17 protein-coding genes are annotated in these 21,226 nt (G+C 53.4%); 4 read left to right on the forward strand and 13 right to left on the reverse strand.

All coding sequences use genetic code 11. The annotated features are described in order from the left end of the window. Window positions 1-73: 73 nt before the first annotated feature. From ACFOMG_RS15640 to ACFOMG_RS15655, 4 genes are all read left to right on the forward strand, one after another. Entirely contained in the window at window positions 74-2,758 is a 2,685-nt protein-coding gene (locus ACFOMG_RS15640) for a LuxR C-terminal-related transcriptional regulator (protein ID WP_376867991.1), read from the forward strand. 135 nt (window positions 2,759-2,893) lie between these two features. Further along, window positions 2,894-4,075 carry a hypothetical protein gene (locus ACFOMG_RS15645; RefSeq protein ID WP_376867992.1) on the forward strand — a complete coding sequence of 394 codons (1,182 nt, stop codon included), beginning with the start codon at window positions 2,894-2,896 and terminating at the stop codon, window positions 4,073-4,075. Window positions 4,076-4,120: 45 nt separating this feature from the next. Beyond that, window positions 4,121-5,536 carry a mannose-1-phosphate guanylyltransferase/mannose-6-phosphate isomerase gene (locus ACFOMG_RS15650; RefSeq protein ID WP_376867996.1) on the forward strand — a complete coding sequence of 472 codons (1,416 nt, stop codon included), beginning with the start codon at window positions 4,121-4,123 and terminating at the stop codon, window positions 5,534-5,536. Window positions 5,537-5,649: 113 nt separating this feature from the next. Beyond that, a complete protein-coding gene (locus tag ACFOMG_RS15655; protein ID WP_376867998.1) occupies window positions 5,650-6,816 on the forward strand; it encodes a nucleotide sugar dehydrogenase in 1,167 nt (388 codons plus the stop codon). Between the two features lie 213 nt (window positions 6,817-7,029). Here ACFOMG_RS15655 and ACFOMG_RS15660 read toward each other — a convergent pair whose 3' ends face one another. From ACFOMG_RS15660 to ACFOMG_RS15720, 13 genes are all read right to left on the reverse strand, one after another. Beyond that, window positions 7,030-8,004 carry a LysR family transcriptional regulator gene (locus tag ACFOMG_RS15660; protein ID WP_376868000.1) on the reverse strand — a complete coding sequence of 325 codons (975 nt, stop codon included), beginning with the start codon at window positions 8,002-8,004 and terminating at the stop codon, window positions 7,030-7,032. Window positions 8,005-8,145: 141 nt separating this feature from the next. Continuing rightward, a complete protein-coding gene (locus ACFOMG_RS15665; RefSeq protein WP_376868002.1) occupies window positions 8,146-10,242 on the reverse strand; it encodes a TonB-dependent receptor plug domain-containing protein in 2,097 nt (698 codons plus the stop codon). Window positions 10,243-10,272: 30 nt separating this feature from the next. Beyond that, window positions 10,273-11,019, reverse strand: a complete 747-nt coding sequence (locus ACFOMG_RS15670; RefSeq protein WP_376868004.1) for a hypothetical protein — start codon at window positions 11,017-11,019, stop codon at window positions 10,273-10,275. 86 nt (window positions 11,020-11,105) lie between these two features. Further along, a complete protein-coding gene (locus tag ACFOMG_RS15675; protein ID WP_376868005.1) occupies window positions 11,106-11,657 on the reverse strand; it encodes a DUF2878 domain-containing protein in 552 nt (183 codons plus the stop codon). 3 nt (window positions 11,658-11,660) lie between these two features. Then, window positions 11,661-12,956: a class I SAM-dependent methyltransferase gene (locus ACFOMG_RS15680; RefSeq protein WP_376868007.1), complete on the reverse strand. Its 1,296-nt coding sequence runs from the start codon at window positions 12,954-12,956 to the stop codon at window positions 11,661-11,663. Beyond that, window positions 12,953-13,948: a DUF1365 domain-containing protein gene (locus tag ACFOMG_RS15685; RefSeq protein WP_376868008.1), complete on the reverse strand. Its 996-nt coding sequence runs from the start codon at window positions 13,946-13,948 to the stop codon at window positions 12,953-12,955. Before ACFOMG_RS15685 ends, ACFOMG_RS15680 begins: the two co-directional genes overlap by 4 nt. After that, window positions 13,948-15,411 (reverse strand): NAD(P)/FAD-dependent oxidoreductase, encoded by a 1,464-nt coding sequence (locus tag ACFOMG_RS15690; protein ID WP_376868009.1) that lies wholly within the window; start codon window positions 15,409-15,411, stop codon window positions 13,948-13,950. The genes ACFOMG_RS15685 and ACFOMG_RS15690 overlap by 1 nt, the downstream gene beginning before the upstream one ends. 14 nt (window positions 15,412-15,425) lie before the next feature. After that, window positions 15,426-16,232: an SDR family NAD(P)-dependent oxidoreductase gene (locus ACFOMG_RS15695; protein ID WP_376868010.1), complete on the reverse strand. Its 807-nt coding sequence runs from the start codon at window positions 16,230-16,232 to the stop codon at window positions 15,426-15,428. After that, on the reverse strand, window positions 16,229-16,660 hold the full coding sequence (locus ACFOMG_RS15700; protein ID WP_376868011.1) for a nuclear transport factor 2 family protein: 432 nt from the start codon (window positions 16,658-16,660) through the stop codon (window positions 16,229-16,231). Before ACFOMG_RS15700 ends, ACFOMG_RS15695 begins: the two co-directional genes overlap by 4 nt. Then, complete coding sequence (locus ACFOMG_RS15705; protein WP_376868013.1) at window positions 16,657-17,643, reverse strand: acyl-CoA desaturase; 987 nt, start codon at window positions 17,641-17,643, stop codon at window positions 16,657-16,659. The genes ACFOMG_RS15700 and ACFOMG_RS15705 overlap by 4 nt, the downstream gene beginning before the upstream one ends. Continuing rightward, the gene (phrB, locus tag ACFOMG_RS15710) at window positions 17,643-19,187 is read right to left on the reverse strand and encodes a deoxyribodipyrimidine photo-lyase (protein WP_376868015.1); all 1,545 of its coding nucleotides are present in this window, start codon (window positions 19,185-19,187) and stop codon (window positions 17,643-17,645) included. Before phrB ends, ACFOMG_RS15705 begins: the two co-directional genes overlap by 1 nt. Beyond that, the gene (locus ACFOMG_RS15715; RefSeq protein ID WP_376868017.1) at window positions 19,184-20,050 is read right to left on the reverse strand and encodes a MerR family transcriptional regulator; all 867 of its coding nucleotides are present in this window, start codon (window positions 20,048-20,050) and stop codon (window positions 19,184-19,186) included. The genes phrB and ACFOMG_RS15715 overlap by 4 nt, the downstream gene beginning before the upstream one ends. Continuing rightward, complete coding sequence (locus ACFOMG_RS15720; protein WP_376868019.1) at window positions 20,040-21,029, reverse strand: YbgA family protein; 990 nt, start codon at window positions 21,027-21,029, stop codon at window positions 20,040-20,042. The genes ACFOMG_RS15715 and ACFOMG_RS15720 overlap by 11 nt, the downstream gene beginning before the upstream one ends. Between the last annotated feature and the right edge of the window lie 197 nt (window positions 21,030-21,226).

Genomic DNA, 21,226 nt, shown 5'->3' on the forward strand with positions numbered 1-21,226 from the left:
GCTATTTTGCGTCATTGAGTTGGCGCAATAAGCGTGTTTCTATACCGGCTGTTTTTATTTCGCATTGACCCGCATGAACACAACAAAAAAACCGGATCAGGCGGCTTCAGCGGCTTTTGACGCCGGGCAGCCGGATGCTGGCCACTGGCAGCAGGATCTGCACCAGCGGGCACAAAAAGCCTGGCTGCACAGCAAAAGTAAACGGCCGCTGTTCGGTGATCGTTTCTGGCCCCGGGCCGGCATACTGACGGATGCCTTTCAGCAGGCTGATGTGGTCTGGCTGAATTGTGCCGCCGGATACGGCAAAACCCTGTTAATGAGTGAATATTGCGACCTGCTGGCACAACAGCAGTCGGGCGCCGGGGTGATCTGGTTTCGTTGTGATGAACGCGACAACCTGGCGACTGACGAGCGGCAACCAGCGCCGTCATTTCTGCTGAATTTGCTGGAAGTGTGTGAACGCCAGTACGAAGGGGTGGCAACCAATGCCCTGGCTCACTGGCAATTTGCCAGTGAAGCCGGACCGCTGTGCAGCGAGCAGGTGTTGTTATTGTGGCTGGCAGAAATCGCCACACTGGAGCAACCGCTGTTGTTGTGTCTGGACGATGTTCACCGCCTGACCAGCGGCGTTGCTTTGCAGCTGGTGGATCGCCTGATCCGTGAACGCCCGGCCAATGTCACCTTGTTATTAGCCAGCCGCTTTTTACCCCAGCCATTAGCCAGCCTGCGCTTACAGCCGGCACTGAGCTGGCTGAGCAGTCGGGATCTGGCATTCGCCGACGATCAGGTACAACGCTTTCTGATGCATAACGACATTCCTCAGGCCGGGCGGCTGGTGGCACAGCTGAACAGCCGTCTGCAGGGTTGGCCTGCCGGGCTGAGTTTGTGGCTGGGGTGTTATCGTGCTCTGGGTAAGCCGGCCGAGCCGCCGGTGCTGCTGGGGCAACAGGAAATGAGTGATTATCTGCAAGGCGAAACCCTGCATGAATTAGCCCCGGAGTTGCAGAGTTTTATTCAGCAGGCGGCGGTACTGGGGCGTTTTAACGATGCGTTATTGCAATATTGTCTCGGCGCCAGTGACTACCATCAGCAACTGCAGATCAGCCTGAACCATAATCTGTTTCTCGAAGCCCTCGATGACCAGCCGGGCTGGTATCGCATGCATCCGGTGATGGCCGGTTTGCTCAGTCATCAGTTATCTGAACCGGTGCGCCATGCCTTGCACAGCAAAGCGTTTGACTGGTTACGCACCGGCCGCGATCGTATGGCGGCGCTGCATCATGCCCGGCAGGCCGGTCTGGCGTATGAAATTGTGCCCTGGGTTGAGCAACAGGCGGAATACCTGATTGGCAGCCTGGATATTCCGGCGATGCTGGAATGGTTTGATGTGTTGGGTGATGAACTGCTACACGCCTCGCCCCGGCTGATGCAGGTCGCTGCCTGGTCGTGGTTGTTTACCCAGCAACGGGAAAAAGCAGAACCTCTGGTACAGCGGCTGCTGAATGACCGTCGTTTAGCCGATTATGAAAAAGCGGCGCTGGAAGGTTATCTGGCACGGCTTGATGGCCAGACCCGGCGGGCTGAAGAGTTATGTAAATACGCGCTGGAACACCTGCCCGCCGATCGTTTTACCGTACGTATTCTGATGAGCAGCACGTTGTCGCTGTTGTGCCTGATGCACCACGATGCCGATGGCGCCCGTATCTGGAACCGTTTTGCCCAGGATCTGGCGCGTCAGTATCAGGTACCGGCGATGGAGGCTCAGGTGTTATTCGATTATGGCCGGATCGAGCTGAACCGTGGCCATATCAAACGCAGCCTGGCGGTGATTGAACAGGGCCTGGCGTTAATGCAGGAGCACAACGAACGTTGTGGGGTGTCGCTTGGCCGGTTGTTGTCTTATAAAGCCTTTGTTTTGTGGCTGATGGGAGAAAACCGTGACCAGCTGATCGATATGATGCAGCAGGGAGTGGCAGCCAGTACCAGTGGTCATGATATCGCTGTGTGTTATGGCTATGCCTTACTGGCGATGGCACATACGGAAACCGGACAATTTGACCGGGCGCTGGACTTACTCGATCAGGCTGAGCGGCTGATGCAGCGCTGGCAGGTCGGGGTTGAAAGTTATCAGTGGCTGGCGATGATCAAAGCCAATGTCTGGATCTCTGAAGGTAAGTTATCCCGTGCTCAGAGTTACATTGATGAATTTATCAAAATGCAGGCCGACGGGCCGCTGACCCGCTCGGATGTGTTCCCGATGTTACCCGGCTTTATTGCCGCCACCCGGGCCCGGCTTTATCTGGTGGGCAATCATCCGGAAGCCTGTATCGCTGAGGCTGACGCCTGGTTACGCAACAATAATCAGAGCCTGATGAGTGTGGTGGTGATGATGTTCCGGGCGGTGGCATTACGGGGCAGTAAGCCTGCAGAAAGTGAATCCCAGCTGCGTTATCTGCAACAGGTGCTGGAGCGGGAAAACATTGGTATGGACCTTAACCGCTGGATTCCGCAACTGCAGCAGGCCAGCCTGGCGGCGGAAAAAGATGCGCCCTTGTTGCCGGCTAACGTGTCTCTCAGTGAACGTGAGCTGGAAGTGCTGCGTAAGATCGACCAGGGATTATCCAATCAGGAAATTGCCGATCAGCTGTTTATTTCTCTGCATACGGTGAAAACCCATGCGCGTAAAATCAATGTGAAACTGGGGGCTAAAAGCCGCACCCAGGCGTTACATCGTGCTAAAGAGCTTCTGCTGATTTAACCGGAGATTTTTATAACCAAATGGTCGGTGTTCTGCGGGAAGCAGATCGCTTTACCTGAACATCCGGTCTTTGCTGGCAATGACGGCGCTTTTTGGCTAAACCTGTTGAATAAATGATCATAACAGGGAGTGCCAATGGATTATTGTGTCGTGGTGATCGGGGAGGCCAACTACCCACAACTGGAACAACAGCTGGGCGAACACTACCAGCTGATCGCGGTCGCTGACATCAATGCTTTGCTCAGCGGCGCCGTGGACCAGCCTTGTCATGCCATCCTGATTAACGCAGTAAACAGTGGTCTGGCCGCTTCAATCGGCGTTTGCCGGCAAATTAAAGAACAGGAAATTCTGCGGCAAATTCCACTGGTGATGCTGGCCGATCGTGATCGGCTGGCGGATCGGATGGATGCCTTTGATGCCGGCTTCGATGATCTGATCGAAAGTGATGCAATGTGGGAGTTGCGGGCCCGCATCGACCGCGTGGTGATGAATAAGCTGGCCAACGACCAGCTGAAAGCCCAGCTGAAGCAAGCCAATGAAATGGCGTTTATCGCCATGTCGGATACCTCTGACCTGGGGGTGAATGTACAGTTCCTGCTCGATTGTAACCGCTGTAATAACCTGGATGAGCTGGGCATGCGGTTATTCCAGGCGTTACAGAATTATGGCCTCAGCTGCAGCCTGCAGATGCGCAGCGAACACGGGGTTAAAAATATGGAAGCCAATGGCATGGCCAAAGCGATGGAGTCGGTGTTGCTGATGGAGTGCCGCGATCAGGGGCGTTATGTCGATTTTGGCCATCGTTCCATCATGAATTACGAAACGGTGTCACTGCTGGTTAAAAACATGCCGCTGCATGACGATAAAAAATACGGCGCCATCAAAGATAACGTTTTTTCGCTGTTGCAGGGGGCACACGCTCGTCTGGTGGCGATCGATAATCTGCAGAATCTGTCTCTGGAAAGTGCGCTGGTGAAACGTATGACTGCGCAGATGCGCGATATGATCAGCGAAGTGGATGATTCCTACCAGGCCGTGATGCGGGATATCGCTGACGTGGTGGAGAATATGGCCGATGGTGTGGAAGAAAGTATCCAGTTTCTTGGCATGGACGAACATCAGGAAGCGGCGCTGCAGAAAATTATGGAGCACGGCATTCTGGACACCAACCGCATTTTTAACGATGGCATACGCCTTGACCGTGGTTTAAAAGACTTCCTCAATCAGGTGGATACCGTTTTCAGTCAGGGCCATGTTGATGCCGACAATCTGCAGGCACTGTTAAAGCAGTTGCCCGGTGGCGGCCGGATGCACTGAGACAAGGCTGTGCTAACACGCCCGGGCCGCTTATAATCGCGGCCTATGATCTATCCTGTAATTCTGGCCGGCGGCAATGGCAGCCGTTTATGGCCTGCTTCCCGCAGTGACTTTCCAAAACAGTTCCTTCAGCTGGGGCAAACGTTGTCGTTATTGCAGCAGACTGTCCGGCGGCTGGTGGCTGCCGAACTGGCAGAGCCGTTGCTGATCTGTAACGAGCAACATCGTTTTATCGCCGCTGAACAACTGCGTCAGTTGCACTGCCCGGCGACCATACTGCTGGAACCCGAAGGGCGTAATACCGCTCCGGCGATTGCCCTGGCGGCGCATCAGTTACAGCGGCAAAGTGGCGATCCTGCCTCTGTGCTGCTGGTGTTACCGGCTGATCATCTGATCGCTGATCCGGAGGCGTTTTTGCGGGCGGTAGCCAGCTTATTACCGGCGGTACAACAAGAAGGGAAAGTGGGTACTTTGGGGGTACTGCCAACACGGGCAGAAAGCGGTTTTGGGTATATTCAGCCCGCCAGCCGTGAACGTTTGTCGCCGGTTCAGGCGTTTGTTGAAAAGCCGGACGTCCGGCGGGCTCAGCAGTTTATTGACCAGGGCTACCTGTGGAACAGTGGCATGTTTGTGCTGCGCGCTGATGTGTATCTGCAGAGATTACAGCAGTACTGTCCGGCGATGGCGGATGCCTGTGCCCGGGCGATGTCCGAGCCGCAGCAGGATCTGGACTTTCTGCGGCCGGACGCTCACGCGTTTGCCTGTGCACCGGCTGAAGCGGTGGATTATGCGCTACTGGAACCGCTGGCGGCGCAGGGCGAAGTCATCGTCGCGACACTGGATTGTGGCTGGGATGATATCGGCAGCTGGTCAGCGTTATGGCAGCTGGGTGATAAAGACGAACAGGGTAATGTCTGTATGGGGCAAAGCAGCCACACGGAACTGCAATACAGCCATGATAACCTGATTTATGGTGATCAGCGCCTGATTGCTTTGGCCGGGGTGGATAACCTGGTGGTTGTGGATAGCGCAGATGCCCTGCTGGTGGCTGATAAAAGCCGGGCACAGGATATTAAATCGCTGGTGGCCAGCTTGCCGGCAACCGCACACGAAGCGCGCCTGCGTCAGGTGTACCGGCCCTGGGGGCATTATAATGTGCTGACCGAGGGGCCGGGTTATAAGGTCAAAAAAATCTGTGTCCGTGCCGGTGAGCAAATTTCATTACAGCGTCATCAGCAGCGGGCAGAACATTGGGTGGTGGTTGCCGGTTGTGCCTGGGTAACCCGTGGCGATCAGAGTTATCGGGTGGAAAAAAATCAATCGACCTATATCGCGGCCGGAGAAATCCATGCATTGCAGAATCCGGGGCCGGAGTTGCTGGAAATGATTGAAGTGCAGTCCGGTGATTATCTGGGCGAAGACGATATTATCCGCTTACAGGATAAATATGGCAGACAATAACAGCTGGCGCAGTTGCGACTGGTCGCAACGCAACCGGGGTGTTATTGTGAGCCTCGTTTTTTTAACGTAAAACGCCGGCGAACTGGCGAAGTTGTGATACAGCGAGTAAACAAATGAAAGTGACCGTTGCCGGAACCGGCTATGTCGGATTATCCAATGCCATGTTACTGGCGCAACATAATGAAGTCGTGGCACTGGACATTGATGAACACAAGGTGGCTTTACTGAACCAGCGTCAGTCGCCGATTGTGGACAAAGAAATTGAAGAATTTTTACAGCGCGATGATCTGAATTTTCGCGCCACTCTGGATAAAAGCAGTGCCTACGACGGTGCAGATTTTGTCATTATCGCCACGCCTACCGACTACGACGTCGATACCAACTATTTTAATACCTCCAGTGTGGAATCGGTCATCAATGATGTGATGCAACAAAACCCACAGGCGGTGATGATTATTAAATCGACGGTGCCGGTGGGTTTTACCCAGCGTATCAAACAGGAAACCGGCAGCGATAACATTATTTTTTCGCCGGAATTTCTGCGCGAAGGCAAAGCGTTATACGATAATTTATACCCGTCCCGTATTATTGTTGGTGAAGACAGCGAACGGGCGCGTACCTTTGCCGGCTTATTGGCAGGCGGTGCGGTTAAACAGGATATCGATCAGTTATTTATCGAATCCACCGAAGCCGAAGCGGTTAAATTATTCTCTAATACCTATCTGGCGATGCGGGTAGCGTATTTTAATGAACTCGACAGCTACGCTGAAGTACATGGTCTCAACAGCCGGCAGATTATTGAAGGGGTTGGTCTCGATCCGCGTATCGGCAGCCATTACAACAATCCGTCGTTTGGTTACGGCGGTTATTGTCTGCCCAAAGATACCAAGCAGTTGTTGGCGAATTTTGAAGACGTGCCAAATAACATGGTGCGTGCCATTGTTGATGCCAATACCACCCGCAAAGATTTTATTGCCGATTCTATTATTGCCCGTAATCCCAGTGTTGTTGGGGTATACCGGCTGGTGATGAAGTCCGGCTCGGATAACTTCCGCGCATCAGCCATTCAGGGCATCATGAAACGCATCAAGGCCAAAGGCATTGAGGTGGTGATTTACGAACCGACCATGGAAGAGGATGAGTTTTTCCGCTCCCGGGTGGAACGTGATTTAACCCGCTTTAAAGCTGAAGCGGATGTGATTGTTGCGAACCGGATGGCCGATGATCTGCAGGATGTGGCGGCTAAAGTGTATACCCGCGATTTATTCGGCAGCGACTGATTAACACGAGCGTCCGGCAACTAAAGCCCCTGCTGAGTTTCAGCCGGGCCAGATTTCCACCACGGTATCATCCGGCTGCAGTTCAAAAAATGCCAGCGTGGCAAACGGATGACGCGCCGCATCACGGCTTTGTTCCGCCACACTGCGATGACTGCAACCGGCTGTGTAGCTTGAGTTGCGGTGCGAGGGTAGCCATGGCGGAACTCCTGTGGATTATTGTAAGGAACGGCTGTCGTTATTGTCCTTCAGAGAATGACTGGCTTCAGCAAGTTCCACTTCCCACGGCGGATTTGGCCGCACACTTTCAATGACAAAATCAACAAAGCTGCGTACCTTGGCTGATAAGTGACGATTGCTTGGGTACAACGCATGGATCGGACTGGTTTCAAACGGCCAGTCAGATAATACCGGCACCAGATTCTTAGAACGAATGGCGGAAGCGGCAATAATCATTGGCAGCGGTGCAATCCCGACTCCCGACAGTGCCAGGGTATACAGGCTGGCAAAGTCGTTCACCTGCAGCCGCGGTTTAACCTGCACCGTATGCTCCTGTTCATCCGGACCGATAAAGCCCCAGCTGTTCCAGTCCGGGCTGGATAACAGGATATGATCGCTGAGATCGTTCGGATGGTTAGGGGAACCGTGGCGACGCAGATAGTCCGGGCTGGCACATAACAGGCCACGTACGTCACCCAGATGACGACCAATCAGGGAGGAGTCTTCCAGCTGACCAACGCGGAAAGCGATGTCTATGCCTTCCTGTACCAGATCCAGCTTCTGATCGGATAACGTCAGGTCGATACTGACCTGTGGGTGTTGTTCCATATATTCCGCCACCAGGCTACTGAGCACCGTCGAACCAAACAACACCGGAGCGGTAATGCGCAAGGTACCGGTGGGGGTGCTTTGCATCTGGGTGACGGCAATATTCGCTTCCTCTATTTCGCTGAGGATGCGGGCACAGTGGTTATAATAGGCATTGCCGGTATCGGTCAGGCGCAGGCTGCGGGTGGTACGCTGAATCAGGCGCACGCCCAGTCGCTCTTCCAGCTGAGTAATTTTACGGCTCACCGTGGACTTAGGCAGCCCCAGGTTTTTGGCAGCACCGGTAAAGCTACCGGCTTCCACCACATGAACAAAAATGGCCATTTCGTTCAGATCAAATTCTTCACGTTTACCGATCAACATATTCTTCTGACCTCAGGGTAACAATGATTCACAGTATGGGGGCTGTTTCAGAAATTAAAAGGTTTATGGAACAATTGGTATGATAATTTTGTTATTGATCCATATTGGCCGCTAGCCTGAAGCCAGCGGCCGCTTTGCCGGTCAGAGTTTGGCCTTGATACCAAATGAAATAATGGTGGGCAGGTCGGTAACCTCGTTGCGTTTGCTGTAGTCGTCTCCTTCGTATTCGTAGTCCACCACATTCTGGCGGCCATAGACGTTCAGCACTTCGGCGTAAAAGTCCATTTCCCAGGATTTGAATATAAAGGTGCGGTCGGCGCGGATATCCAGCTTGTGATAGGCTTTTAATCGTTCGGAATTGAGATCGGCGTAAATTGGGTCATATACATCACGACCAGCTTTGTCACTTTTTGTCTGATTAAACTCAGCTCCGATGATTGGTGTAACCAGCTGACCGCTCTGAAAGCGCCATTTAAAGCCAATCTGCCAGTCTTTATTGTACTGGTAGTTGCTGACCATATTAATGATTACCGGCTGGTCGTAGTTATAACGGAAATTGTCACCGGTCAGCTGGTCTTTCCGTTCGGTACGCGAATACGCTGCGGATAACCAGCCGTACCATTTATCGGTCAGGTTTTTATTGATAAAGAATTCCATGCCCCAGGCGCGGCCGTCAGCGTCATTGGTATAACGTGGTAAGGCATTATAAGCGGCCAGATCAGCGGGTTGCTCCAGATCGTAGTTATACAGTTCCGGACCCGGGCGACCGATAATAATGTCCTTCAGAGTTTTGTAATACACCTCCACTTTCCAGAACAAATCATTGGCCAGTTCGTTTTCGATACCCAGTTCATAATGATCGGCGGTTGGCTGATCCAGTTCCGGGTTACCAAATTCCGGCGTATAAGCGCCAAAGTTATCCGGCAGTATATGGTACTGGCCATAACCTGAGGTAAAAGCCCAGCCCGGGGTAAATTCCCAACGGCTGTTGAGGCGCGGTTCGGTAAAGTTCTGGTCGGTATAGTCGTCGGTGGAAATCAACACACCTGGGGTTAACGTCCAGTAGGGCGTAACCGACCAGGCATCCGCCAGGTTGGCGTACCAGGTTTTAATCACAGGTTTCCCTTTACCGGATAACGTATCGGTGCCATCAACAATGCGACAGTCAGGGTCAAACCCATCGCAATTGGGGGCCGAGAAACGGCCGTTATAGCCGGTTTGTGCTTCTTTATATTGCAGACCCCACTGCAATTCATGATCGTAATTCAGCGGATAGGTAAACTGGGAACGCAGGTGGTAGGAATTCACTTTGACATCAATGCGGTTGTCGGCACCAATACCAAAGGCAAACTTTTCTTCCAGTTGGGAAATGCCGATTTTATGGGTCATGCCGGACGAGTATAATTTATCCCATACCAGCCCCTGGGTATTAAAAAACTGTTCAAAGCGAATGCCACCTTCCAGGCCCGGGTCCTGCAACACGGTATCGGAATCTTCGGCGAATAAAACAGCGCCTTTATCCCGTGCACCAATCACCTGAAACGTCAGGCTTTCGCTGTCGCTGATACGCCAGCTGTATTTACCCTGATAATCGTAAAATTCCGGTACCTGGGTGAATTCAAAATCTTCCTCATCCAGGAAGTTTTCGATGTAATACTGAAATAAACTCTGGCGTGCAGAAAAATAAAACGCCTGATCATCACTGACCTGATTTTCGACAAAAATCCCGGCTTTTAACAGGCTGACATCGATGACCGTCTGGCCGCGGTCCTGGTAGGGCAGGCGCGAATCAGCATCAATGACGGCGCCGGTGGCGTTATTGTAATGTGGGCCAAAGGCAGCGGCTTCCAGGGTAAAGTCTTTTACCACGTTATCATTCAGAATACTGCTGGTATCCAGGTGAAAAATATATCCCACGGGTAAAAAGTCGACGTAATACGCGTTGTCTTCCGGTGACGACCCCCGTACTGCCGGCTCTGAGCGATTACCATTGGCAAACACCACACCGGGTAAACTGTCGATCGCGCCTAACGGGTCATTACCGGAGCCGGGTACCCGCAACAGTTTGTCGGTAGATATTTCTGTCAGCGGTGCTTCTTCACCCTGTACCTGAACGCTGTCCAGTCTGACACTGTCCGTGTCGCTGCTGCTCTCCGTTTGTTCAGCAGCCAGTGTCACTGTGGGCAAGGCACTGCTGATGGTGGCAGCCAATAAATAACGTGTCGGTGAAAAAGCCATGGTATTTCCCTGTTTAACGAACGCTGGCGGTTATTGTGGCTGGTCAGTATTAACAGAAGCTGAATCTTTATGGAAGTATCGATAACGGATATCGACCTGCTGGCCATCACCGTTGGCGTCCGGGATATTGCTGATACCACGGTAGCGCAGCAGTTGTTGAGTCTGGCGGTGATACTCCAGCTCAATCGGGTCCAGCAGCCATGACAGTAACGCAGAATTTAACGTCATTGTCAGCTTCAGTGGTTCGCTGTTACTGGCATCCGGGTTTTGCGCCTGCAGTTCAAAATTAACGCTGCTCTGGCGTGCGGCGGAGGCAAAGCTAAAGGGCACGCTGTCGCCGGCCAGCAGTGTCGTCCAGTTGGCACGAATAAAATCGTCGAAGCCGGCATCCACCACCAGAGAGTAGTCGCTGTCGTTGACGATATCGCGACTGACGTCGCCGTTTTCCGATAAGGTCAGGCGCAGGCCTTTATCGGTGCGTTTTGCCTCTTCTTTATAAGGTTGGCGAAAATCCATCAGTATAAAATCCGGCTGACTGGCGAGGCCCGGATACTCATTGCGTTTTTGCGCGATCAGTTCACCGTCGGCGGAATAATAATTCACCAGACGTCTGAGCGGTCGCCACTGGCCGGTTTGTTGATCTTGTTGTTGCCACAACTGATGCTCCTCGCGATACAAAACGGTATCCGCATCATCCAGTGCCCGCGCTTCGCCGAGATAATTAATCAGCTGTTTTGCCTGGCTGTTGCATGACAGCAATAGCAACACTGTGAACATCAAGCGGCTTGTGACTATGCGTGATCTTGTTACTGAACGCGTTCTTGGTAACAGGCCCGGTAAGCATTTCAATAACGGCTGCCAGTTCATAGTGTCTCTCCCGGGTTGTTCAGTACGGGTCGGCGCAGTTGCGCACAGACCCACAGCAGTAACGCTCCCCAAAATAAACCGATGGCAATTAAGCCTTCGGTGGTGGCATTAACGGCGCCCAGTTTATCGCCGAGATAATAACTCCAGGGGGCTCCCAGGCCTCCTAATAACAGGGCGAGCCAGCGACGGCGAATAAGCCCCGCCAGGGAATGGCGCAGGGTACAGGCAAACGCCAGCCACAATACCATCAGCCAGAACGGAATCACCGCCGAATTGTGATCGGCAAAACTCAGCCAGCCAACATGCAGTAGCAGGGTATCAAAGGCAATACCGGCGCTGATAACCGGTAAGACAATGACCAGTTCCCGGGAGAATTCCTGCCGAGTTAATAACCATCCGGCGTGTACCACCAACAACAGCAGTAGTGCGGCAAAGGCCCAGGGGTCTCCGCCAATTACACAGGCCAGCCAGCAAGCCTGAAACAACAGTGCGTTAATGACGGTTTTCAGCCAGGGAGTCGGGCGGCTGAATACATTTGACCAGCTCATAAGTTAAGCCAGCTTTCCCAGCACCGGGGTGCGACGGTTGCGTGGTTTGGCGAACATCAGCTGCACGTCACCAATGACCCGCTCGGCAAAACCCCCTTCACAATAGGCGAAATAAAAATCCCACAGGCGAATAAAGGTGTCGTCGTAGCCCAGCGCTTTAATGGCATCGCGGTTGGCCAGGAAGCGCTCGCGCCAGGCCGCCAGGGTGCGGGCGTAATGCGGCGTAATATCTTCCATATGGGTCATTTTCATATCCGATGCCTGAGTAACCGCGTTTTGAATGGCGGTGACGCAGGGGATAAAACTGCCGGGGAAAATATAGCGTTTAATAAAATCGACTTCGGTTTTGGCTTGTTCGTAGCGCTGATCATCGATGGTAATGGCCTGAATCAGTGCCACGCCGTTGTCTTTTAATAACGCGCTGCAGGCATCGATGTAGGTATTCAGGTACTGATAACCCACCGCCTCAATCATCTCAATCGATACCAGTTTATCGAACTGGCCGGCACGTTCGCTGGCTAATACCCGATAATCCTGTTTCAGCAGCGTAATGTTATCCTGCAAGCCTTCGGCACGGACCTTATCTTCTGCCCAGGCAAACTGCTCTTCAGAAATGGTGGTGGTGGTGACATGACAGCCATAATGCTTGGCAGCGTGGATCGCCATGGATCCCCAACCGGTGCCGATCTCGACCAGATGGTCACCCGGCTTGAGATCGAGTTTCTGACAAATACGATCGAGCTTGTACACCGACGCTTCTTCCATAGTGGCATCGTCACTGGGGAAAATACCGCTGGAATACATCATGGTCGGATCTAGAAACAGCTCGAACATATCGTTGCCGAGGTCGTAGTGTGCAGCAATATTACGCTTCGAGCCTTTTTCGGTATTTTTATTCAGCTGATGGAAAAACTGCAGTGCCACTTTACCGACTGTGGCCCAGCCGCCATCAATCTGATCCACCACGTCTTTATTGAGCGCCAGTACCCGAATCACCATAGGCAGATCGGGGCTGCTCCAGTCGGCGGTCATGTAGGCTTCGCCGGCGCCGACACTGCCGTATAAGGCAATGTTGCGGTAGGCCTCAAAATCGTGAATTTCAATTTCACACTGGTGCTTGGCATAATCGCCGTTGTTTTCCGGTTGGCCGAACACAAAACGCTGATCACCTTCGACAATGGTCAGGCTGCCGGTGTGCAGTTTTTCCAGCGTACTGAACAGGCCGTTGCGACATAATCGGTCAATCCAATGCATCGATGGCTGAGTGCTGGGGGTGGATTTAACAGTAGTGGATTTCATTGCAACGACTCCTTCTGAAGCGCAGTGGATAACGAAGAGGGTTGTTGGCCCGCGGTATGATCCGAGCGACTCAGCTGCTGACGCAGGGTTTGCTCCGGATCGTTATGAGGGTGATCGTAAAACGGTGAACGACGTAACCAGAGTTTCAGTGCGTTCCAGTAAATTCCGGCCACCACTTTGAGCGTCATCATTGGGTATTGGCGAATAACGCGGTGCATACTGGCACGGGTAAAAGGCTCGGCCGTCAGCCGCAGGGTGGCATCAAAGTGGCGCTGTGGCTGGTCGTCGGCCTGGTTTTGTTGTTTGTCATCAGCGGCGGCGTAGTTTTCCATATGAATCAGTAATTCATCGCCCGGTTGCTGCATCACCCAGCGATAGCTCATCTGCATCGGGTTAAACGGCGAGACATGAAAACTTTTGGCGAAGCGATATTCGCTTTTATGCTGCTGAGCATCGCTGAACACCCGGCTGGGAGCAATTGCGCGTGTCGCCTGAGCTTGCTCAGCCTGGTGTTCGATCAGGGTGTAATGAAAACGCTGATCCCATGGCGTATTGGTGATTTCCGCCAGGGTGCCCAACAAGCGGTTGTTATCGTCGTAGCAGTAATAAAACGACACCGGATTAATCAGATAACCGAAATAGCGCAAATTGGTCAGTACACACACGCGGCTGGCACGCAGCCCGGTGTCCTGATAAAAGCGACTGATGACGGCCTGCTTCAGTTCTGCGGCCTGAGAATCCTGCGCCGTCCTTGCAGCCTGGCTGAGCGGCTGTTGCCCGGCAAAATAATCCTGGCGGCGGAAACGCGCCGCTGCCCAGCGGCGCACCGACCAAAAGGGTGACAGCTTAAAGATCGCATCCACCTCATCCAGGTCGAGCATCACCATAAAGACCCGATAGCGGAAGGTATTGTTTACCGCGGTAAAACGACGATGCCGCACCCAGCCACTGTAAATGCGGCTGTTAAACGGGGAGTCCACCAGGCTATTCATCAGGCAACCTTCCCGCTGTTATCCGCTGCGGCCTGGTCTGTAGTGCGGTTTGAGTTGCGGTTTGAGGTGCGGTTTGAGGTGCGGTCTGACGTGTGGTTTTGGTTAACCCAGGCATCGTCCGGGTGATGATTTTTCAGCGTAATGCCAAACGATTCACACACCCGCAGCGCGCTGTTGACGCCGTCTTCATGAAAACCATTAAACCAGTAAGCACCACAGAAGTGGGTGTGGTGTTTATTGTTAATGGTGTGATGATTTTTTTGCGCCAACATGCCTTCCATGGTGAACACCGGATGGGCGTACTGGAAAATACGGATAATTTTGGCCGGATCAATATCTTCGGTTTTGTTCAGTGTGACGCAGAAATGTTTCGGGCAGTGGTCAAAATTCTGCAACCGGTTCATGTAGTAGGTAACGGCAACGGTGTCGCGTTGCTTGGTGTTCTCGTCGATGTGGTAATTCCAGGCTGCCCAGGCGGCTTTGCGCTTCGGTAAAATGGTTTCATCGGTGTGTAACACCACTTCATTCATCTGATAAGGGATAGCACCCAGCACCTGTTTTTCAACATGGGTGGCATCACTGAGCATGTGCAGTGCCTGATCGCTGTGACAGGCAAAGATCACCTCATCAAAGTGGTTCTGGCATTTTTCCCCCAGGTGGTTGTAGGTCAGCTCGACGCCATGGCTGAGGCGCTCAACCGATTGAATCGGGGTGTTGAGGAATACCTGATTTTCCGGCAATCGTTTGGCGATGGCTTCAACGTATGAGCGCGAGCCACCACTGATCACGCGCCACTGAGGGCGGTCATCAACGCTGAGCATGCCGTGGTTATTAAAAAAGCGCACAAAGAAGTACAGCGGAAATGACATCATCATTTCTTCGCTGGCTGACCAGACCGCCGCACCCATCGGGATGATGTAATAACGGCGGAAATAATCGCCGTATTGCTTACGCTGCAGGTAACTGCCCAGCGTTTCATTGCGGTTAATTTCATCCGCGGCCAGCTCGGCACTGGTTTCTTTGTTAAAGCGCAGAATATCGCGCAGCATCAGCCAGAATTTAGGATTCAGCAGGTTGCGGCGCTTGGCAAACAGTGAATTAAAATCGTGGCCGTTGTATTCCATATCGGTCAGCGGGCTTTTTACACTGAAGCTCATGTCGGAGTCTTCACTGGCCACCTTCAGCTGATCCATTAGCTCGATAAAATTCGGGTAGGTCCAGTCGTTGAATACAATAAAGCCGGTATTCACCGGATAGTTGGTGCCGTTTACCGGGACATCGGTGGTCTGGGTGTGGCCTCCGAGGTAGTCATTGGCTTCAAACAGGTGCACATCATGGCGACCATTTAATAAATAAGCGCAGGTTAAACCGGCAATACCGGAACCAATGATGGCAATTTTTTTTCCACCAGGAGCGGGTGTTAATGGCGTCGCAGATGGGGTGAAAACCGATTCGGTTGGCATAGTGAATTCCTTGGTTAGCGGCTGGAAGCGCTGGCTTGGTTACGGCTCATGGAGCGAGTGATGCGCATCCGTAAACCGGCCGGTAATGCCGCGATGGTTTTTAAGATCCAGGTGAAGCGACGAGGGAAATGAATTTCCCACTGGCGGCGCTCAATGCCGCGAATAATTTCCTCGGCGGCCTCAGCCGCGCTGATGCGCATCGGCATCGGAAAATCATTACGATCGGTCAGTGGTGTTTTGACAAACCCCGGGCAAATCACGGATACATCGGTCTGTTCGCCAGCCAGGTCAATTTTCATCGCTTCCAGAAAATGGTTGGTGGCGGCTTTGCTGGCACCGTAGGCCTGAGCCCGTGTCAGCGGCAAGTAGGCCACGCTTGAGCTGGTACCGACCAGATAGCCGCGCTGGCTGTGACGCAATAATGGCAACGCCGCTTCGGTACAATTCGCTAAACCCACCAGGTTAGTGTGCACCACACGTTCGAATAATTCGGCATCGAACTGTTTTACGTCGACGTATTCACAGGTACCGGCATTGGCAATCAGGGTATCCAGGCGGCCGAATTGTTGTTCGATTTCACCGGCGACTTTGTGCAGCTGATCGCGGTCGGTGATGTCGGCCGGATAACATAAAATATTGCTGCAACCGGACTGCTGTGCGACCTGCTGTAATTTATCGGCGTTGCGCGCGGTAATAATTAATTGCAGGCAACGGCTGGCCAGTGATTTGACCAGTGCTTCACCAATACCGGAAGATGCGCCGGTCAGCCAGATCACTTGCTGCGCCAGCGGCGGGGCGGTTTTGCGCGGTTGTGCGGTCATTGCATGCGCTCCTTGAGTTTGCGGATCAGCCAGCCGATTAATGGCAGTTTTTCGTACAGCATCTGGCCTGCATCAAAAAAGTCCCGGTGTTGAATGATGCGGTTGTCCTGCCAGATCAGTTCACTGCCACCATCGACCGTGACGGTATTGCCGCCATTAATACGGGGGTGGCGATAGTGCATTTGCCAGCGAATAAAAGCGTGGTTGTTGTCGTACCAGCAGTGGCCAAAATCAAACTCGATGTATTCGACGTTTTCATACAGGTTGACGAAATAATCGGTCAGCGCCTGCAGGCCATATATCTGGTGAAACGGGTCCTGAAAATGGATGGCGTCGCCGTATACCTGGGCCAGTAATGTTTTATTCACCGTATCGCGGTTCAGTTGCTGGTAGAGCTGCTGAAACGCGGTGACCGCATCCTGATTCATGACAAGACACCTGTTTCTGCCTGGGCACGAGCGACTTTTTCAGCGTCGCGGCCTTCGGCGAGAATATGCGCCGGCACCGGATTAAGGCTGTGAATAATGCCCAGCCAGCTCATCAGTTTGAGGATGTAATAGGTAATGTCGATCTGCCACCAATAGAACCCCTGACGGGTAGAGACGGCAAAGCGGTGGTGGTTGTTGTGCCAGCCTTCACCCAGGGTCAGAATCGCCAGAAAGGCGTTGTTGCGGCTCTGATCCTTGGTGCTGAAGCGTTTATTCCCCCAGATGTGGCCGAGGGAATTAATCGCCACCGTGGAGTGAAACAGCATCACGGTGGAGACAAAAAAACCCCAGATCACCAGCTGAAACCCGTTGGTATTCAGTTGTGGCGAATAGTGCGCCAGTAACTCGCCGGCCAGGTACAGCAAGGCCACCAGTAACACCGGGCCGGTAATATCAAAGCGGTCGAGCCAGCGTAACTCCGGAAATTTGGCAAAGTCTTTGATGCGGTTGAGCTGGGTACGGAAGCTGGCATCACAGGTGAACCAGCCGACATGGCTCCACCAGAAGCCGCGCTGTACCGGCGAGTGCAGGTCTTGTTCGCTGTCGGAGTGCTGATGATGGGCGCGGTGATGAGCGGCCCACCACAGCGGCCCGCGCTGGGCCGACATATTACCCAGCAAGGCAAACACAAACTGCCAGAAGCGATTGGTTTTGTAGGAACGGTGGGCAAAATAGCGGTGGTAAAAGGCGGTGATGGCAAACTGACGCAACCAGTACAAGGCAAAACACACCACCACTGCGGTGGTGCTGACCTCAATAAACAGCGCCACGAGCGCCATCAGATGAAGAAAAATAAACGGCATCACCCGCAGCCAGTTAAAGCGGGTACTGGTCATGTCCTCATCCTGGCCAACGTCGGAATCAATCCAGCGCTGAATGTTGCGCCAGCGCGACTGAGGTTGAATGCTCGGTTGCTTGTCCATTACACACCTTTTTTATCAGTGTCAGGTAACGCCGCAGCGGCGTCGCCATTATTTGAAAACAGATCATCAGTATAACTTTTGCCATTGTTAGACATAACTTGTGCAAAAGGTTCACCTTTAAATGCAGCCAGTGCCCGTTCACGGCCGAATTTATGTGCCACAATTTCCTGTGGGTAACCGGTCTGACGGCGTTTCAGGCTATCGGGCTGATGGCGTTGTTTGGCCGGCAGGGCTGCTAATTCTTGTACAAAGCGGACAATAAACTGACCGTCCGGGTCAAACTTCTGCGATTGTGTGGTGGGGTTAAAGATACGGAAGTACGGCGCGCCGTCGGCCCCGGTGGAGGCACTCCATTGCCAGCCGCCATTGTTCGACGCCAGATCAAAGTCAACCAGCTGGCTGGCAAACCAGGCTTCGCCCCAGCGCCAGTCAATCAACAGGTGTTTGGTTAAAAACATGGCGCTGATCATGCGCAGGCGGTTGTGCATCCAGCCGGTTTGCTTCAGCTGACGCATGGCGGCATCGACAATCGGATAGCCGGTTTTGCCTTCGCACCAGGCGTTAAAATCGCTCTCACTGTAGCGCCATGGCACGTTTTCGGTATCGGGCTTAAAGGCTTTATGGCGACACAGTTGCGGGTAAGCCACGATCAGGTGGCGGTAAAACTCACGCCAGATCAGTTCATTGATCCAGCTGTCGAGGCCGGGCTCTCCTCCGGCCAGTTCACAGGCATTTTGTTGCCAGGCGCTGTACAAACACTGGCGCGCTGAAATCAGCCCCAGCGCCAGGGCGCAGGATAATTGGCTGGTGGCCGGCTGTGATGGAATATCCCGCAACTGATGATAACGCTGCACCGACTGCTGCAAAAATGACTGCAGCTGCTGGTGGATGTCATCTTCGTTGCTGCTCCACAAGGCGTCAGGCTGGCACTCGGGCAGGCGATGATCGCCGCATAGCTGTTCGGGGGCCTGATAATTACGGCCATCGCAGGCGGCAGGGGTGGCCTTTGGCGGCTGACAATACCCCGGAAACACCTTTTGCCAGGCACGTTTAAACGGCGAGTACACCTTATACATCTGCTCATCGCCGGTAAGTACTTTGCCGGGCGGAATCAGACATTGATCGTGGAAGCGGTGAAACGCGCGTGGCTGGCAATCGTCTTGCTGCTGGCAGGCATCGGCCAGCGTCTGATCGCGCCGTTGCTCGTTAATTTCGTATTCGTGGTTGGCGTAAATATTACTGACATTAAGGGCATCGCACAGGGCCGTAAGCCGCCCGAGGCTGTGCTCAAAGGTATCGCAGGGGATCACGATTAAGGCAATGTTCAGCGCCCGCAGTTGCTGCGCCAGCTCGCTCACGGCGCAGCGCAGCAGATTCATCTGGCGCTCGCCCATACCATGCTGGCGCCACTGAACTTCGGTATCAAAAAAGACGGCATACAAACGCGCCTCGGCGCCACTGTTGGCCAGATCCTGACGGGCCTGCCACAGCGCCGGGTTGTCGGCGACGCGTAAATCTTTGCGGAACCACACCAGGCGATTCATAACGAGGTTTCCTTCTGAAAAGTTTGGTGTTGGATAAAAAAGCTCAGTTGCTCGGCAAAGGTGTCGGGCAACTGATGGCTGCCCTGGGCAGCCAGGCGGCTGAATACCGTTTGCTCGCAGGCCAGTTGCGCCAGTGCTTCAGCCCACTGCTGTTGTTGGCCGGCGTTGGTCGGCTCGATATCGGCCCATAGCTGATCGCTGTCGAGCAGCTGGCACAGCGCGGCCAGGTCGGCGGGTTGCAGTGGCTGGCAGACCACTTCTACGCGGAAGGCGGCGGCACCTAAGGCGTAGGCCATGGCGTAGAGAAACAATTCCTGCGATTCATGATTGCTCAGCAGCAATAACGGCGCGTCTTGGTTGTGTTTTTGCTGGCGCTGCACCAGGCAGATCAGGCTGCGCTTCAGTTGCTGGCAATACAGCTGGTAGTGCAGCGGCTGCGCCTGTAAAAACGCCATCACCGGTTGCAGACAGCGCTGGTAAAACACCGACATCGGGTAGTTGGCTAGGCCATCGACAATCAGCCGGTCGAGCTGTTGTAACTGACCTTCGCTGATGGCTGTAATCTGGCGCTGGCGACGCTGCTGCCAGTCATCATCATCCTGTTGCAGCGCTTGCGGCTGGTCGTTTTGCAGCAGCAGTTTGACCTGGCGCACCGGATAACCCTGCTCCAGCCAGTAGAGGATGTTGTTCACCCGCTGGATATCGGCCTCGCTGTAAAAGCGGTGGCCCTTATCGGTGCGCTGTGGCTGGACGATGCCGTAGCGCCGTTCCCAGGCGCGCAGCGTCACCGGATTCACCCCGGTGAGGCGGGCGAATTCGCGGATCGGGTAATGGCCACTGAAACGGTTGATCTCAGATGGCATTACGCAGCCCCAGCTGATACGGATAGGGGTTGAGATACACCTGTTGGCGGGCGTAACGGTTGGCTTCCTGATGCTGGTTAAGGTGATGTTTCAGCAGTGTCAGCGGCACGATTAACGGCACAATGCCCTGGTGATACTGCTGAATAACATCGGTCAGCTCGCGTTTATCGTCGCTGCTGATCAGGTTTTTCAGGTAGCCCTGCAAATGCATCAGGGTATTGGTGTGCATCTTACGCGATGCCGGACTGGCCAGAGCGGTCATTAGTTGCTCGAAATATTGTGCCGCAATTGTACTTAAATCTGCCGCCGATAAATCTGCCAGCAAACGGCCCATCGATTTGTAATAGGTCTGGCTGTGAGCCATCACCAGATACTTATAGCGGGCATGGAACTCAATCAGATCCTGAGCACTGAAATCCGTCGCACTAAACTGCTGCCAGTCGTGGTAGGCAAATACCCGCACCAGAAAGTTTTCCCGCAGACCGGCGTCGTTTAAACGTCCGGCTTCTTCTACCGGTAACAGCGGCTGCTGCTTGATGAATTCATCGGCGTACAGGCCACGCGCGACCCCTTCCGGCATGCCGTTGGGTAAATAGCGCTTAACACCAAACACGCCGCAGCTGGGGCTTTTCTGCATAAAAATGTAGCCGCACAACTGCTGTTGTTGTCGACCCTGCTGCTCACCGTACTGGCGCAACGCATCGCTGACATCCAGCGACTCATCACGGGTACCACGGGCAAACACTCGCTCGTCGCTGGCGGATTCACTGACCAGGCGGATCGGCTGGCGTGGCGTCCCCAGGCCAATGGCGACCTCAGGGCAGAGCGGTACATAGTCAAAATAATCTGCCAGTACATCGGTACAGAAACGAGAGCGTTTATGGCCGCCGTCAAACCGCACCTGCTGGCCCATCAGGCAGGCACTGATGCCTACCGGTATCTTGCTGCTGAACGCTTGATTGATGTGGTTTGTGGTCATCTTGTACAACCTCGTATCAATTTCTGTATAAGAAATAATATGGGTTGTATAGCTGTACAAGTCAAACAGTTTTTGTATAAGAATTTGAGGTTTTGTATAGGAAAAGGGAAGTGTTCTGAAAAGGGGGTGGGCAATGACGGGGGGTTATAAGGTGCGGGCGTGAATGTTGTTGGACTGGTCAGTGGCGATGTCAGTAG

The organism is Bacterioplanoides pacificum (assembly GCF_042648445.1).
GTDB lineage: Bacteria > Pseudomonadota > Gammaproteobacteria > Pseudomonadales > Oceanobacteraceae > Bacterioplanoides > Bacterioplanoides pacificum.